Origin of the sequence: Novosphingobium sp. (genome assembly GCF_027486195.1) — a bacterium.
Classification (GTDB): Bacteria; Pseudomonadota; Alphaproteobacteria; order Sphingomonadales; family Sphingomonadaceae; genus Novosphingobium.
Genome location: NZ_JAIXPP010000020.1, coordinates 104,694 through 119,402, shown reverse-complemented (window position 1 = coordinate 119,402; position 14,709 = coordinate 104,694). Strand labels below are relative to the sequence as shown.

The 14,709-nt window shown below is 65.0% G+C and carries 13 protein-coding genes; 11 read left to right on the top strand and 2 right to left on the bottom strand.

Translation table 11 applies throughout. The features are described 5' to 3' along the window. Positions 1-133: 133 nt before the first annotated feature. Positions 134-844 carry a M23 family metallopeptidase gene (locus Q0071_RS04720; protein WP_298165843.1) on the top strand — a complete coding sequence of 237 codons (711 nt, stop codon included), beginning with the start codon at positions 134-136 and terminating at the stop codon, positions 842-844. Here the strand turns inward: Q0071_RS04720 and Q0071_RS04715 are convergent. Further along, complete coding sequence (locus Q0071_RS04715; protein WP_298165841.1) at positions 834-1,481, bottom strand: HAD hydrolase-like protein; 648 nt, start codon at positions 1,479-1,481, stop codon at positions 834-836. The genes Q0071_RS04720 and Q0071_RS04715 overlap by 11 nt on opposite strands. 235 nt (positions 1,482-1,716) lie before the next feature. Between Q0071_RS04715 and Q0071_RS04710 the strand changes: the two genes are divergently transcribed. From Q0071_RS04710 to Q0071_RS04665, 10 genes are all read left to right on the top strand, one after another. Further along, a complete protein-coding gene (locus tag Q0071_RS04710; RefSeq protein ID WP_298165839.1) occupies positions 1,717-2,523 on the top strand; it encodes an aldolase/citrate lyase family protein in 807 nt (268 codons plus the stop codon). A 268-nt stretch (positions 2,524-2,791) separates the two neighbouring features. Next, positions 2,792-4,681: an SLBB domain-containing protein gene (locus tag Q0071_RS04705; RefSeq protein ID WP_298165837.1), complete on the top strand. Its 1,890-nt coding sequence runs from the start codon at positions 2,792-2,794 to the stop codon at positions 4,679-4,681. Next, positions 4,678-5,808, top strand: a complete 1,131-nt coding sequence (locus Q0071_RS04700) for a capsule biosynthesis protein (RefSeq protein WP_298165835.1) — start codon at positions 4,678-4,680, stop codon at positions 5,806-5,808. The genes Q0071_RS04705 and Q0071_RS04700 overlap by 4 nt, the downstream gene beginning before the upstream one ends. A gap of 16 nt (positions 5,809-5,824) precedes the next feature. Further along, positions 5,825-6,805: a glycosyltransferase family 2 protein gene (locus Q0071_RS04695; RefSeq protein WP_298165833.1), complete on the top strand. Its 981-nt coding sequence runs from the start codon at positions 5,825-5,827 to the stop codon at positions 6,803-6,805. Beyond that, positions 6,798-8,159, top strand: coding sequence for a hypothetical protein (locus Q0071_RS04690; RefSeq protein ID WP_298165831.1), 1,362 nt, complete (start codon positions 6,798-6,800; stop codon positions 8,157-8,159). Before Q0071_RS04695 ends, Q0071_RS04690 begins: the two co-directional genes overlap by 8 nt. Further along, positions 8,156-9,199 (top strand): NAD(P)-dependent oxidoreductase, encoded by a 1,044-nt coding sequence (locus Q0071_RS04685; RefSeq protein ID WP_298165829.1) that lies wholly within the window; start codon positions 8,156-8,158, stop codon positions 9,197-9,199. The genes Q0071_RS04690 and Q0071_RS04685 overlap by 4 nt, the downstream gene beginning before the upstream one ends. After that, positions 9,196-11,025, top strand: a complete 1,830-nt coding sequence (locus Q0071_RS04680) for a thiamine pyrophosphate-binding protein (RefSeq protein ID WP_298165827.1) — start codon at positions 9,196-9,198, stop codon at positions 11,023-11,025. Before Q0071_RS04685 ends, Q0071_RS04680 begins: the two co-directional genes overlap by 4 nt. Before the next feature lie 3 nt (positions 11,026-11,028). Next, complete coding sequence (locus tag Q0071_RS04675) at positions 11,029-11,469, top strand: GtrA family protein (RefSeq protein WP_298165825.1); 441 nt, start codon at positions 11,029-11,031, stop codon at positions 11,467-11,469. A 66-nt stretch (positions 11,470-11,535) separates the two neighbouring features. Next, positions 11,536-12,378, top strand: coding sequence for a class I SAM-dependent methyltransferase (locus Q0071_RS04670; RefSeq protein ID WP_298165823.1), 843 nt, complete (start codon positions 11,536-11,538; stop codon positions 12,376-12,378). Positions 12,379-12,404: 26 nt separating this feature from the next. After that, a complete protein-coding gene (locus Q0071_RS04665; protein ID WP_298165821.1) occupies positions 12,405-13,376 on the top strand; it encodes a nitronate monooxygenase family protein in 972 nt (323 codons plus the stop codon). Between the two features lie 141 nt (positions 13,377-13,517). Here the strand turns inward: Q0071_RS04665 and Q0071_RS04660 are convergent, their stop codons facing one another. Next, the gene (locus Q0071_RS04660; protein WP_298165819.1) at positions 13,518-14,648 is read right to left on the bottom strand and encodes an acyl-CoA dehydrogenase family protein; all 1,131 of its coding nucleotides are present in this window, start codon (positions 14,646-14,648) and stop codon (positions 13,518-13,520) included. Positions 14,649-14,709 lie beyond the last annotated feature (61 nt).

Here is a 14,709-nt window from a genome sequence, read left to right as displayed (position 1 = left end):
CCTGTCCCTGTTTCCTCGGCCACACTGCCTGATTGCCGTCTTCCCCCGCGCTTAGCATAAACCGTGACCATGCCAAGCACGGGCCAGCGCGGCCCGCTTGCAGTGATCGCGCGGCTGGTCCAGATGCTGCAGCATGCCGCGTCGTGCCGTCTTGCTGCCCCTTTTGCTGCTCGGGATGGCCGCAGCGCCAGCGGTCCGCGCGGCCGATGGCAGCGCGGCGGCCATGCTGCCCACGGGCGAGGAAGCGCGCCCGCAAGGCCTGCTTCTGCCTGCCGCACCGGATGCGCCAGAGGTGCCTTCGCCGCCACCTTCGCCGCCGCCCGGCGCCTATCGCGCGATCTCGCTGTCGCCCGGCGCTTTGCCCCTGTCATCGCGGTTCGGCTGGCGCGGTGATCCGGTGGAGGGCGGCACCCGGTTTCACGCCGGGGTCGATATCCCGGCCCATGCGGGTGCCGCCGTGCGCGCAGTCCGGGCCGGGCGGGTGGTGTTTGCGGGCTGGGCAGGGGGCTACGGCAATCTTGTCGTGATCGATCACGGTGCCGGGTTGCGCTCGCGCTACGGTCATCTCGAACGCGTGCTGGTGGCTGCGGGCGAACCGGTCGGCACGGGCGACAAGATCGGCGAAGTCGGCTCGACCGGCCGCTCGACCGGACCGCACCTGCACTACGAAGTGCGCAAAGGCGGGGTGGCCATCGATCCCATGCGGGCGGCGATGCAGGTTTCCGCCGGCATGGCACCGGATCTGGCATGGCCCGCGATGGAACCTGCAGCCGAAGTCGCGCCGCGCTGGTCGTGGACGACCGATGGCATGGCCGATGCCTTGCCTGCGCCTGCTATTCGCTGAGCGCGCTGACCAGCGTATCGAAGCTGTGGTGCACCGTGCTTTCGGGCGGTGACCATCCGGCTTCGGCATAGCCCCAGCTGAGAAAATGGAACGGCATGCCGGCGGCAGAAGCCACCGCGTGGTCGATCTCACTGTCGCCGATGAACACGCCTTCGCCCCGCGCCAACTGGTGCGCGGAAAGCACACAATCGAGCAAATCGGGTTCCGGCTTGGGGCGCAGATCGGCCCTGCCGCCGACGACCGTGCTGAAATGCACCGCCAGGCCGGTATCGTGGAGGACCTTCTCGCAAAGCGTCTGCGGCTTGTTCGAGCAGATGGCCATCGCGAAGCCTGCCTCCGCCAGCCGCTGCAACCCGCTTTCCACTCCCGGAAACAGCGTTTCGCGCGAGGTGGTGTGATCGGCATAGCGCGCGCGGAATTCGCGCAGGTCCTCGTCCGGATCGATGCAGGCGTCCCCCAGCAGGGCCCGGACCATCTCCCGCCCGCCGCGGCTCATGTAGCGTCTTGCGCTGCGTTCATCGATCATGTGCGCGCTGCTTCGCGCTTGCAGCATTGCGCGCAGAATGGCGACGCAGGCCGCATTGCTGTCGACCAGCGTGCCATCAAGATCGAACACCAGCAGGGGTCTGCGTACCATCATTCTCGGCCTTGGGAACGGACGGTGGATCCGGCCGTTACCACTACGTAACAAACGCCTCTTAAGCTGGGGTTAATGATTAATCTGATGTTAAGTTTTATGGGGCAATATCTATAGAGTGTGCCGGAGAGACGATCTGGCGGCTTGTGAAGTGACGCGAGCTGACATATCAGAATAACGCATTTTTTGTGTAACATTAGTTTTCCAGACTTTACATCCAAAATGGAGATATTGCGTGAACCTTGCTGAACGCCATATGCTGGACCTGCTGAAGCGCGGCCGTGACTACAGCGGCTTCGTCGCTGTTAAGGCAGAGTTCGAGGCTGAAGGCACGCGCGCGGACGAACTTCTTCGGCTGCTGGAGATTGCGCATCGGGCGGATTTGAAGGTGGCGATCAAGATCGGCGGCTGCGAGGCGGTTTCCGATCTGCTGCAATCGCGAAATTACGGCGCGAATTACATCATCGCGCCGATGGTGGAGACGCCCTACGCACTGTCCAAGTTCGTCGATGCCAAGAACAAGGTCTATGGCAAGAACGAGCAGGAAACCGAATTCCTGTTCAACCTCGAGACGCAGACGACACTCGAAAACCTCGCCGCAATGGTCCCGGTCGCCAAGCAGGGCGGCATTGATGGCATCGTGTTCGGCCGGGTCGATTTCACGCTTTCACGCGGGATGGCGCGCGGCGCGATCAATGATCCTTCGGTGACCAAGGCGGTGCTCGATGTCGCCAATGTTTGCGCCGAAAACGATCTCGGGCTCGTGGTGGGCGGATCGGTGGCGGCGGAAGCCGTGTCTAATCTCGCGCGCTTCCGCAGCGTGCGGCTCGACCGGTTCGAGACGCGCAAGGTCGTGTTCGACGGTGCCGCTGCGGTGAGCGATTCGATCACGCACGGCATTGCGACCGCGGTCGAGTTCGAGCTGACCTGGCTTCGCAACAAGCACGAGTACTACAGCCAGATCGCCGGTGAAGACCTTGCCCGCATCCGCATGATGGAAGAACGCCAGGCCTCGCGCGTCCAGCTCGCGGTCGCGCGCTGATCCGATCGGGCCCCCGGCGGCAAGGGCCGCGCGGGGGCCGTGCGGGGGCCGTCCGGGGGTGGTTCGCCTTGGTCCCGAATGCGATGAAGGCGGCCGCTTCTCTTGGGGATATTCCAAGTCGGCAGGCTTATTGCCGCGTGCTAAGGGGTTTTGTGCCGGGCCATTTCGGCCCATGCTGTGATGGCCCGACATGTGCGGGATCAGGCGCAGTGGTGCACAGGTATTGATGGGTCAGCCGTTGAAAATCACCAAGCTTGGAACCTGCGCCATGGCGGCGCTGCTCGCGCTGTGCTGCGGTCTTGCGGTCGTGCCCGGTCAGGCCCAGGTCGTCGATCCCGGTCAGGTCTCTTCGACGTATAGCGGGCAGGTTTCCGCCGGCGGTTCGCAGTCTACTGCATCCCAGAACGCCACCAACCGGGGCGTGCAGCCTTCGCCGAGCGTGCAGTCCTCCGCCATTCCCGAATATCGCCCGACGCAGCTCGTCGTCCCGGCCGAGGGCCAGACCAATGCCGAGCCTCGCTCCGCTGCCGATCAGCCTGCGCGCACGCGCCGCCAGCAGCCGGGTCCGCCGGGCGAATTCGAAGCCTTCGTGTCCGAGATCGTGGGCAAGCCGGTCCGCCGCTTCGGCGCCGATCTGCTGACGCCGGATGCGCGTGATTTCACGGCCCCGCCGGTTGTTTCCGTGCCGGCGGATTACCGCATCAATCCGGGCGACGAGATCCGCCTTGGCCTGACCGGCAACGTGCAGGCCACCAACCTGCGGTTGAAGGTCGATACCGAGGGGCGGATTTTCGTTCCCGAAGTCGGCGCGATTCAGGTGGCCGGTGTTGCCTACCGTGATCTCCAGACGGTGATCGGCCGCGCCGTCTCGCGCCAGTACAAGGAATTTTCTGCGTCGGTCGGGGTGACCCGGCTCAATGGCATCACCGTCTATGTCACCGGCTTTGCCGCTGTCCCCGGCTCCTACACCGTCAGCAGCCTGTCGACCGTGGTCAACGCCGTGCTTGCGGCTGGCGGGCCGGCAGCGGGCGGCAGCTTCCGGTCGATTCAGGTGCGGCGCGGCGGCAAACTTATATCCGATTTCGATCTTTATGATTTCCTGCTCAAGGGCGACAAGTCCGCCGATGTCGTGCTCCAGAATGGCGATGTGATCTTCATCGCGCCCGCCGGTGCGCAAGTGGCCACGATCGGCAGCGTGAACAACGAAGCGATTTACGAAGCGCGGGCCGGGGATACGCTGAAGGACGTGCTGGTCTATGCCGGCGGGGTCAACACCGTGGCTGATATTCGCCGCCTGCATGTGCTCGATCCGATGAGCGATCAGGGCTGGCAGGAATTGACGCCGGAGATCGCCGCGACGACCCCCGCCCGGCGCGGCCTCGTGCTGCGCGTGCTCTCGGCTGTCGGCATTGCGCAGCCGTCGCAGCGGCTGCCCTCGCTCGTCACGATCGGCGGCGAAGTGCAGAACCCTGGGCGCTATTTCGTGCAGCCCGGCACCACGCTGGAAGAAGTCATTGCCAAGGCCGGCGGGCTGACCGCGCAGGCCTATCCCTTCGGCGCGGTGTTCGTGCGCGATAGCCTGCGCCGCCAGCAGACCTACAATTTCGGCAAGGCGGTCGATGAGCTGAAGGTCACGCTCACGGCGGAACCGCTGGTTCGCTATGAAAACCAGGACAAGGACCTGACTGCCCGGCTCTCGGCCGTCGATGCGCTGGTGAGCCAGCTCAACGGACGCCGGATCGAAGGTCGCCTCGTGCTGCCGGTTGCGCCCGGCGATCAGAGCCTGCCTGCAGGCTTCCTCGTCGAGAACAACGACAATCTGGTGATCCCCACGCGCTCGCTCGCGGTCGGTGTCTACGGCATGGTCAACAGCTCGGCCGATTTCCGGTTCACGCCCGGCGCCAAGGTGGGTGATTATCTGAAGCTCGCCGGCGGGTTCAACCGGCTCGCCGATCGCAAGCACGTGTTCGTCGTGCGCGCCAACGGAACCTTGCTGAGCGGGCGCAGCACGCTCTCCGCCACCGCGCTCCCCGGCGATCTTGTGTTCGTTCCGATCGATTCGCAGCGCGGGGCATTCTGGGCGCGCTTCAAGGATCTGCTCAACTTCGGCTTCCAGGGCGCACTCGCCACCGCGTCGATCGTGGCGGTGACCAAGTGACCACGCTGCAACGGATCGGCCGGCTGCGCGAACGTCGTGTGCGGCTGATCATCTACCTCGTGCTGGGCGCTGTTCTGGCGGTGCTGTGCCTGTTTCCGCGCCCGTTCATGGCGCGCGCCAAGGTCGTGCCGGGCGACAACAACGCGGCTTCGCTGTTCAGCATGTCCGGTGCCGGATCGCAGCTGCAGAATCTGGCCTCGCTGTTCGGTGATCGCAGCGCGACCGAAGTGACGCTGCAACTGGCCAAAAGCGACGCCGTCGGCCGTGAGGTGGTGGCCCGCCTCAACCTTGCGGGTCCGGGCCGACCTTATGCGGACGAGCGGACCGCGCTGGTGGCGCTGGGCAAGCGGGTCGATGTCCACTCGCTGCTGGGCGGTATCATCGAGTTCGAGACGCGGGCCTACGATCAGGATTGGGCGCTGGCCGTGACCAAGGCCTATGTCGATGCGATGAGCGAACGGATGGGCAGCTATGTGCGCACCCAGGTCTCACGCAAGCGCCGCATCGTCGAAGACCGGCTCGGCAGCTCGCAGGAACGCCTGATTCAGGCGCAGGCTCAGCTCGAAGCTTTCCGCAAGGCCAACCGCATCGCCGATCCCGGCGCCCAGCTTGGCGAGCAGTTGACCGTGCGGGCCGGCCTTGAAGGCCAGTTGCAGGCCAAGCAGGTCGAACTGGCCACGCTGCGCGCCATTTCGGGGCCGGAAAATCCCCGCCTCAAGGTTGTCGCCGGACAAGTCGCCTCGCTTCAGTCGCAGATTGCCCGCGCCGCAACGGCGAGCGAAGGGCAGCCCAGCCCCAACGTCGGCGCGATCACGGCGGTCACGCTCACCTATGCACGGCTCTATCGCACCTACGTCTTCGCGCAGGGCGTCTCGGACGTTTATTCGCGCGCGGCGGAAGAGATCGCGGTGCAGGAAATCGTCTCGCAGGACCGGGCCCAGCTTTCGGTGATCGATGCGCCGCATGTCGATGCGGACCGCTATTTCAACACGACTGCCGTCGCCCTCCTAGCGTTGCTGGCCGCGTTGGTCGTGTTCGTCGAAGTCTATGCGCCGGCGACCGGCCTGTTCGATCCGGGAGCCGGACCCCGCCGCACCGGCCATGAGGCCGGTCCGCAGGCAGAATGATACAGGCGCCCGGACGATGAGCGATATCGAAGTCTCTGTCGTGATTCCCTGCCTCAACGAGGAGGAGAATGTTCAGGGCATCTATGACGAGGTCAGCGCTGAGCTCGCGCAGCATGCGCGTTCGTGGGAAATCCTCTTCATCGACAATGGCTCGACCGACCGGACCCGCGAGCTGATCCGCGCGATCTGCGGTGCCGATACCAAGGTGCGGGCGATCTTCAACACCCGCAATTTCGGCCAGATGCGTTCGCCAACCCACGCGATCTATCAGGCCGAAGGCGCGGCCGTGATCGGCATGTGTGCCGATTTCCAGGACCCGCCGCAGCTGCTGGGCGAATTCATTCGCCAGTGGCGCGATGGCCGCATGATTGTGCTGGGCGTCCGCCGTAGCGAGGAAAAGGCGGGCGCGCTGCTCACCGCCGCGCGCAAGGCAGGCTACGGCTTCCTCGCGCGCAACGCGGATTACGCCGTCATTCCCGGTGCCACCGGGTTCGGGCTCTATGACCGGCGCGTGGTCGATACCCTGGCGCGCTGGCACGAACCGGAACCGTTCTTTCGGGGCATGCTCGTTGAAAGCGGCTTTTCGATCGGCCTCGTCCCCTATGACCGGCCCGAGCGGCGCGGCGGCCAGACCAAGAACGATGTCTTCGCGCTGCTCGATTTTGCCGTCTCGGGTCTTGCCGGTTCGTCTAAGGCCCTGCTGCGGCGGCCCATCGTGTGGTCGTTCGGCTTCATGGCGCTGGGGCTCGTGCTCGCGGCGGTTGCAGTGGCGGCGGCCTTCACGGGCGCCGCGGCATGGCCATGGGTCATTCTTGCCAGCCAGTTCGGCCTGTTCGGCTTCGGTTTCCTATTTACCGGATTGCTGGGCGAGCAGGTTCGCATCATCGCCGAACGGACGCGGCGCGTGCCGCTGGTGATCGAGCAGGAGCGGCTGAACTTCCCGGCCAGCCGCACCCGGCCCGTGCGCCAGCCGTTCGTCGTGGCCGAAGATGCCTGAGGGCACGGGAGCGGACCCCAGCCGGAGCCGGCGCGAGAATCTGCGGCTGGCTTTGCGCGCCACGCTGCCCGAACTCGTGCTGCTGCTGCTTGTCCTCGCCTCGTTCGTCTCGCTGGTCCACACGTTTGCTAAAACCGGTTACCTGCCGCAGCCCTTCATCTGGGATCCGCAGGATACCTTCATGGATTGGTTCAACACCGCCTATTGGGCCAACCATTGGGGCGCCTATTCGGTCTGGCGCTCGATCTATCCGCCGCTGTCGTTCTTCGTCCTGCGCATGTTCACGATCTCGTCGTGCTATGTGACCTCGTCGTTCGCGGCCCGGGATTGCGATTGGCTTTCCATCACCACGATCCTTGTCTCCTATGTCGCGGCGATTGCGGTGTCGTACCTGGCCTTGCGCCGCAACGATCCGCGCACGGCGGTCATGCGCACCCTCGCGCTCGCCTTCGGCTATCGCTCGCTCTACGCGCTGGAGCGGGGGCAGCTGCTGATCATGTGCTATATCGCCATGGTCATCGCCTTCGGCTTCTTCGCCGCCTCGCGCCCGGTGCGGGCGATTGCGGCGGGTCTGATGATCAACTTCAAGCCCTATATGCTGGTGGCCACCATTGGCTGGGGCATCCGCCGCGAATGGCGGCAGCTGGAACTCGCCGCGGTCGCCACGGTGCTCATCTACCTTGCGACCTGGGCGTTTGTGGGCGGCGGCAGCATCGCCGAACTGCTCGACAACACCCTCAACTGGATCACGTTCACCGGCGGCGATGTCGTTGGCGAGATCTACTATTCGACCAGCTTCAACGGCCTGTTCGGCGTGATCGACCGGGGCGCGTTTCCGGTCCTGCGCTATTTCCGTTCGGACACCTACGAACAGTTCCGCTTCGTGCTGAAGACGGCGATGGCGGTCGCGCAGTTGACCGGGGTCGTGGCCCTGTTCCTCGCGTGGCTGCAGCCGCGCGCGGTGCCGCTCACGCGCCTTGCCTGCATTGCGCTGCTGATTTCGCTGACCAACCGCTCCCCCGGCGGCTACACCGAGATGTTCCTGATGTTCCTCGTGTTCATGGAGCCCTGGCGCGGCTTTGCCCGGATCGCCTCGATCACGATCATCTATCTCAATGCGCTCAATGTGGATTGGCAGATCTCCACGTTGCCGGTGGCCCACACCACGGCGTGGCTCAGCGGCAAGGCCGTCTCGGCGCAGTTCGGCATCGCGGTTGGTCAGTTCACCCATCCTATCGGCCTCCTGCTGGTGCTCATGCTGCTCTCGCTGGAAACGATCCGCGAGGCGACGCTGGCCTATCGCCAGCATCGGCCACAGCTCTCGTTCGGCCCGCCCCGGGAGGCGCTGGCATGAGCATGCATCCCCTCCTTGCGGAAGACCTCGCGGGCGTGGTCGAACGCCTCGCGGCAGACTGGTCCTCGCTCAAGGGCGCGCGCCTGTTCATCACCGGCGGCACGGGGCTGATCGGGCGCTGGATGCTGGAGGCGCTGCGGCTTGCCGATCAGGCGCATGGCCTTGGCCTCGACGTGGCGGTGCTTACCCGCGACCCTGCTGCCTTCGCAGCAAAAGCTCCGACGCTGGCGGCGTGGCCCGCGCTGCGGCTGGTGGCGGGCGATGTCCTGACCCTGCAGCCGGACGGACAGCACTACACCCACGTGATCCACGGCGCGACCGATGCCAGCGCCGATCTCAACGAGAACGACCCGCTGCGCATGTTCGATACGATCGTGGCAGGCACGCGCAATACGCTCGATTTCGCGCGGGCAGCCGGGGCAGGGCGCGTGCTGTTCATGTCCTCGGGCGCGGTCTACGGCGCGCAGCCGTGGGACGTCACGCATGTGGACGAGGACTATCGCGGCGCGCCCGATCTGATGACCCACCGCTCCAGCTACGGCGAGGGCAAGCGCGCGGCGGAAATGCTCTGCGCGATCTATCGCCGCCAGTTCGGGCTCGACATCGTCACCACCCGCATCTTTGCGCTGCTGGGGCCAATGCTGGCGCTCGATATCCACTTCGCTGCGGGCAATTTCATCCGCGATGCCATGGCCGGGCGCACGGTAACCGTGAACAGCGACGGGCGCGCGGTGCGCTCCTATCTCTATCTGGCCGATCTGACCGCGTGGATGTGGGCCGTGCTGCTGCGGGCACCGGCCGGCGCGACCTACAATCTCGGGTCGGAGCAGGCGGTTTCGATCGGCGAACTGGCCGAACGCGCGGCAACGCTGCTGGGCAGCGGCAAGTTCGAAATTCTCGGCAAGCCCGATGCCGGCTGGAACCCGGGGCGCTATGTGCCGGCAACCCACAAGATCCGGAGCGAACTCGGCGTGGTCTCCACGGTCGATATGGATGAAGCTATTCGCCGCACTGCGGCCTCGAATGGATGGATGCGATGAGCAAGGTCAAGCTTTCAGACTGGGTGGCGCAGCAACTGGTGGCGCATGGCATCGGCGATGTGTTCATGCTCACCGGCGGCGGGGCGATGCACCTCAACCACTCGATCGGCACGCACGAAGGGATCCGCACCACGTTCTGCCATCACGAGCAGGCGCTCGCGATTGCGGCGGAAGCCTATGGGCGGCTGACCGGACGCCTGCCAGTGGTCAACGTCACCTCGGGACCCGGCGGCACCAACGCCATCACCGGCATCTACGGCGCCTTCGTGGATTCGGTCGGCGTCCTCGTCATCTCCGGGCAGGTCAAGAATGAGACCACGGTGCGCCACACCGGCCTGCCGCTGCGCCAGTATGGCGATCAGGAGCTCGATATCGCGCCGATCGTGCAGACGATCACCAAATATGCCGAGATGGTCACCGATCCGCAGACGATCCGCTACCACCTTGAAAAAGCGATCTACCTTGCGCGCTCGGGCCGTCCGGGGCCGACCTGGCTCGACATTCCGCTCGATGTGCAGGCAGCGCGGATCGATCCCGATACGCTGGATCCCGGCTTCGATCCGGCCGAGCTCGACGAGCCCTGGACGAAGACCGACCTTGCGGCGGCCGCAGAGGCCGTCATCGCCAGGCTCAAGACCGCCAAGCGCCCTGTCGTCTTCGCTGGCGGCGGCGTGCGGCTCAGCGGCGCGCACGCCCAATTCATCGAGCTGGTCGAGAAGCTGGGCGTCCCGGTCGTCACCGGCTGGAATGCGCACGATGTGATCTGGGACGATCATCCGCTCTATTGCGGCCGCCCCGGCACGGTGGGCGATCGCGGCGGCAACATGGTCAACCAGAGCGCCGATTTCCTGCTCGTGCTCGGCAGCAGGCTCAACATCCGGCAGGTCAGCTACAACTGGGGCAGCTTTGCGCGCGAGGCCTACAAGGTCTGGGTCGATATCGATCCGCTCGAACTGCAGAAGCCCAATGTGAAGCCGGACATGCCGGTCGTCGCCAATCTCAAGGATTTCATCCCGGCGCTGCTTGCTGCCGCGCCGGAGGGGGCCACGGACGAGCAGCGCGAATGGCTCGCTTGGGCGGTTGAGCGGCGGCGCAACTTCCCGGTGGTGCTCCCCGAGTACAACCAGAACGCCGTATGCAATCCCTATGTCGCGCTTGATGCGCTGTTCCAGGTGCTGGACGGCGAAGATGTCGTCGTGTGCGGCAATGGCAGCGCCTGCGTGGTCGGGTTCCAGACCGCGCAGATCAAGGAAGGTCTGCGGCTGTGGACCAATTCCGGCTGCGCAACGATGGGCTATGATCTGCCGGCGGCGATCGGTGCCTGCGTTGGCCTTGCCAGCGCGGGGAAGGGCGATCCGCGCCGCGTGATCTGCGTGGCCGGCGATGGCAGCATCATGATGAACCTGCAGGAACTGCAGACCATCATCGGCTACGGCATGCCGGTGAAGATCATCCTGCTCAACAACAACGGCTATGTCTCGATCTTCCAGACCCACCGCAACTACTTCAACGGCGTTGAAGTGGGCGGCGGGCCCAAGAGCAATGTGACTTTCCCCGATTTCTCCAAGCTCGCAGCCGCCTTCGGCTATGGCTACTGGCGGGTCGATGGGCACGAGAATCTCGGCGCGCTGCGTGAGGCGATCGAGGCACCCGGCGCCACGATCTGCGAAATCATGATCGACGAGAATGCCGCCTTCGCCCCCAAGCTGGGGGCCAAGGTCCATCCCGATGGGCGGATGACTTCGCCGCCGCTCGAAGACCTCTCGCCGTTCCTCCCGCGTGAGGTCCTGCGCGAGAACATGCGCATTCCGCTGCTGGAAGAGTAAGCCGTGCGCCTCATCGAACGCGTTCGCACGCGATTGCGCCGGGGCGAGCGCCCGGTGCGCTATCTGCTTGCCGGCGCGGCGAACACCGCGTTCGGGCTCTCGTTCTTTCCGGCGCTCCTGTGGTTTTCGCCCTGGTTCGCGCACAACTACATGGCCGCGCTGCTGCTCTCGCAGGTCGTCTGCGTGGTCTTTGCCTTCAGCACCTACAAGATCGGCGTCTTTCGCACCCGCAACAATATCCTTCGCGAATTTGCTTACTTTGCCTCATATTCGTACGCGGTTTTCGGGGCCAATCTGATTGCATTGCCGCTTCTGGTGCAAGGCTTCGGCCTGCATCCGATCCCAGCGCAGTTCAGCTTCTCGCTGATGACGCTGGCGGGCAGCTATTTCTGGCACCAGGCCGTGACATTTCGTGCTGATAAACCTTCTGATACAGGGACTTGATGACCGATGGCAGCCTTTCTTGAGCGGTCCTGCCCGTGCTGCGGAAGCGCGCAGGCCATTCCCGAAATGCAGAGCAAGCCGGCCGGGGAAGACGTGGGCCTCGAAGGCCTCGTTCCCTTCTGGGAGGGGCTGCGCAAGGAGCGCATGTTCTTCACTTATGCCCGGTGCCAGAGCTGCGGCCTGCTCTATTGCCCGCGCTATTTCACCGGCGCGCAACTGAGCGAGCTCTACGCCAATCTCGCGCCCAACATGGACATCGTGCCTTCCGCCGCGATCGCCGCAACCCAGCGCGGCTACTGGTCGGCGGTGGCAGACAGCGTCGTTCCGGGCGGTTACATGGAGATCGGGCCGGATGTCGGGCATATCGTCACGCCTGCGGCGGCTTCGGGCAAGTTTGGCCATGCCTGGCTGTTCGAGCCGAACCGCGCGGTGCATGATGTTCTGGCCCGCTCGGCCGGAACCCTCTCGCACACCATCAGTGCGGCGATGGACGATTTCAGCGACGTGCCCGATGGCACGATCAGCCTGGCCGTGATGATCCACGTGCTCGATCACATTACCGAGCCACTCGCGATCCTGCGCCAGATCCGCACCAAGCTGAAGCCGGGGGGGCGCATCCTCATTGTCACGCACAATGAGAAATCGCTGCTGCGCACGGTGATGGGCCGCACGTTCCCGCCGTTCTGCCTGCAGCATCCCGAACTCTACAATCCTGAAACCATGACCAAGGTGCTGACAACCGCCGGGTATTCGGGGGTAGAGGTGCAGCGCAGCGTCAATCACTTCCCGATCAGCTTCCTGGCCCAGCAGGCGGGCCAGACTGTCGGGCTCGATCTCTCGCGCCTGCCCCTCCCAGACATGGCAGTGGGCCTGAAACTGGGTAACATGTTAACGACGGCCCAGCCGTAAGATCATCCATCGGGAGAGAGCCAGCCATGAAGACCCGCATCACCGAACTGTTCGGAATCGAGCACCCGATTATCCAGGGCGGCATGCACTACGTCGGCTTTGCCGAAATGGCCGCCGCCGTTTCCAACGCGGGCGGGCTCGGCATCATCACCGGCCTCACGCAGAAGTCCGCCGCCGATCTCGCCAATGAAATCGCGCGCTGCAAGGACATGACCGACAAGCCCTTCGGCGTGAACCTTACGTTCCTGCCCACGGTCAACGCGCCCGATTATCCGGGCTACATCCGCGCGATCATCGAAGGCGGGGTGAAGATCGTCGAGACGGCAGGCAACAACCCCGCGCCGTTCCTCCCCTATTTCAAGGACGCCGGGATCAAGGTGATCCACAAGTGCACCTCGGTGCGCCACAGCGTGAAGGCGCAGAACGTCGGCTGCGATGCGATCTCGGTCGATGGCTTCGAATGCGGCGGCCATCCGGGCGAGGACGATATCCCGAACTTCATCCTGCTCCCCCGCGCGGCGGAAGAGCTCACCATTCCCTTCGTCGCCTCGGGCGGCATGGCCGATGGGCGCAGCCTCGTCGCCGCGCTGGCGCTGGGCGCGGAAGGCATCAACATGGGCACGCGCTTCATCGCGACCAAGGAAGCGCCGGTGCATGAAAAGGTGAAGCAGGCGCTGCTCGCCGCCTCCGAGCTCGATACCCGCCTCGTCATGCGCCCGCTGCGCAACACCGAACGTGTGCTGACCAACGCGGCGGTCGAACGCCTGCTCGAAAAGGAGCGGCGCCTCGGCCCCGACATCAAGTTCGAGGACATCATCGAGGAAGTCGCGGGCGTCTATCCGCGCATCATGATGGAGGGCGACATGGAAGCCGGCGCGTGGAGCTGCGGCATGGTCGCGGGGCTGATCCACGATATCCCGACCTGCAAGGAACTGGTCGACCGCATCATGGCGCAGGCCAACACGATCATCCGCGAACGGCTGGCCGGGATGGTCTGAGCCGCTACATCGCAACCAACGCTACTTGCCCCTCCCCCGTTCGGGGGAGGCCGGGTGGGGGTGCGCAGCGTCTGCCGGAAGCAGCGGAACCCCCTCCCCAACCCCTCCCCGAGCGGGGAGGGGCTTACAAAGCTGGCTGACTCAAGCCGCCAGCGTCAGATCCTCGAACCGGCCAAGGTGGAAGTCCGCCGAGCCGAACTGGTTCTCGATCATCGTGCCGCGCTTGAAGTAGTGCCCGATGGCGAGCTCCACGGTGATGCCGATGCCGCCGTGCGTCTGGATCGCGTTCTGCCCGACGAAATTGATCGAGCGCGCGACCTTCGCCTTGGCGAGGCTCACCGCCGCCTTGCGCTCGTCTGCCGCCAGATCGAGCTTCAAGGTGCCCATCAGCGCCATCGAGGCGATCTGTTCCACTTCGACGAACATGTCCGCCATGCGGTGCTGCAGCACCTGGAACTTGCCGATCGGCTGGCCAAACTGCTTGCGCTGCTTGATGTAGTCGAGCGTGCCCTCGTGCAGCTTGCGGCTCACGCCGCAGGCCTCGCCGCAGATCGCGACCGTGGCTTCGTCGGCCAGCAGTTCGATCAGGCCGATGCCGCCCGGGATATGCGCATCGCCGGGAATGGCGACGTTCTCGAAATAGATCTCGCTCGCCTGGAAGCCGTCGACGGTCGGGTAATCCCGCCGCACGATGCCGGGGAGGGTGGCATCGATCAGAAACAGCTCGGCGCCCTCACGCTCACGCTGGCTCCCGCCGGTGCGCGCGGTGACGAGCAGGTGCGTCGCCCACGGCGCGGCATAGACCACCGCCTTGTGGCCCGAAAGCACATAGCCCCCGCCGTCCGCCTTCGCGGTGGTGCGCAGGTTGGCAAGGTCATAGCGGCCCTGCGGCTCGGCATAAGCGAAGGCGATCACGGCATTGCCGGCGATGATCTCGGGGATCACCGCATCGGCCATGGCCGCCGGTGCGCGCTTAAGCGCACCGCCGCCGATCACCACGGTTTGCAGGTAGGGTTCGATCGCGATGACCTTGCCCAGCTCTTCCATCATGATCATGTTTTCGAGCGCGCCGCCACCAAGGCCGCCATGCTCTTCAGCAAAGGGCGCGCCCAGAATGCCGAGCTCGGTCGCCAGCGCCTTCCACACGCCCGGATCGCGGCCTTCGGGGCGCAGCAGCATCTTCTTGCGCGTCTCGAAGTCATAGGTGTCGGCAAGAAAGCGCGCGAGCGTATCACGCAACATATCCTGCGTTTCGGTGTAGCTGAAATCCATTGTCCTCAAATCCCGCTTCAGGGCCACCGCGTCGTACCTTCCGCGCGGCGGCCTCCATTAT

Excerpts from the sequence above, each read along its gene's own strand:
- Q0071_RS04680 (WP_298165827.1), top strand. The coding sequence starts at position 9,196 with ATGAGCAAGGTCAAGCTTTCAGACTGGGTGGCGCAGCAACTGGTGGCG.
- Q0071_RS04695 (WP_298165833.1), top strand. The coding sequence starts at position 5,825 with ATGAGCGATATCGAAGTCTCTGTCGTGATTCCCTGCCTCAACGAGGAG.
- Q0071_RS04670 (WP_298165823.1), top strand. The coding sequence starts at position 11,536 with ATGCAGAGCAAGCCGGCCGGGGAAGACGTGGGCCTCGAAGGCCTCGTT.
- Q0071_RS04720 (WP_298165843.1), top strand. The coding sequence starts at position 134 with ATGCCGCGTCGTGCCGTCTTGCTGCCCCTTTTGCTGCTCGGGATGGCC.
- Q0071_RS04690 (WP_298165831.1), top strand. The coding sequence starts at position 6,798 with ATGCCTGAGGGCACGGGAGCGGACCCCAGCCGGAGCCGGCGCGAGAAT.
- Q0071_RS04715 (WP_298165841.1), bottom strand. The coding sequence starts at position 1,481 with ATGGTACGCAGACCCCTGCTGGTGTTCGATCTTGATGGCACGCTGGTC.
- Q0071_RS04665 (WP_298165821.1), top strand. The coding sequence starts at position 12,405 with ATGAAGACCCGCATCACCGAACTGTTCGGAATCGAGCACCCGATTATC.
- Q0071_RS04660 (WP_298165819.1), bottom strand. The coding sequence starts at position 14,648 with ATGGATTTCAGCTACACCGAAACGCAGGATATGTTGCGTGATACGCTC.
- Q0071_RS04705 (WP_298165837.1), top strand. The coding sequence starts at position 2,792 with ATGGCGGCGCTGCTCGCGCTGTGCTGCGGTCTTGCGGTCGTGCCCGGT.
- Q0071_RS04685 (WP_298165829.1), top strand. The coding sequence starts at position 8,156 with ATGAGCATGCATCCCCTCCTTGCGGAAGACCTCGCGGGCGTGGTCGAA.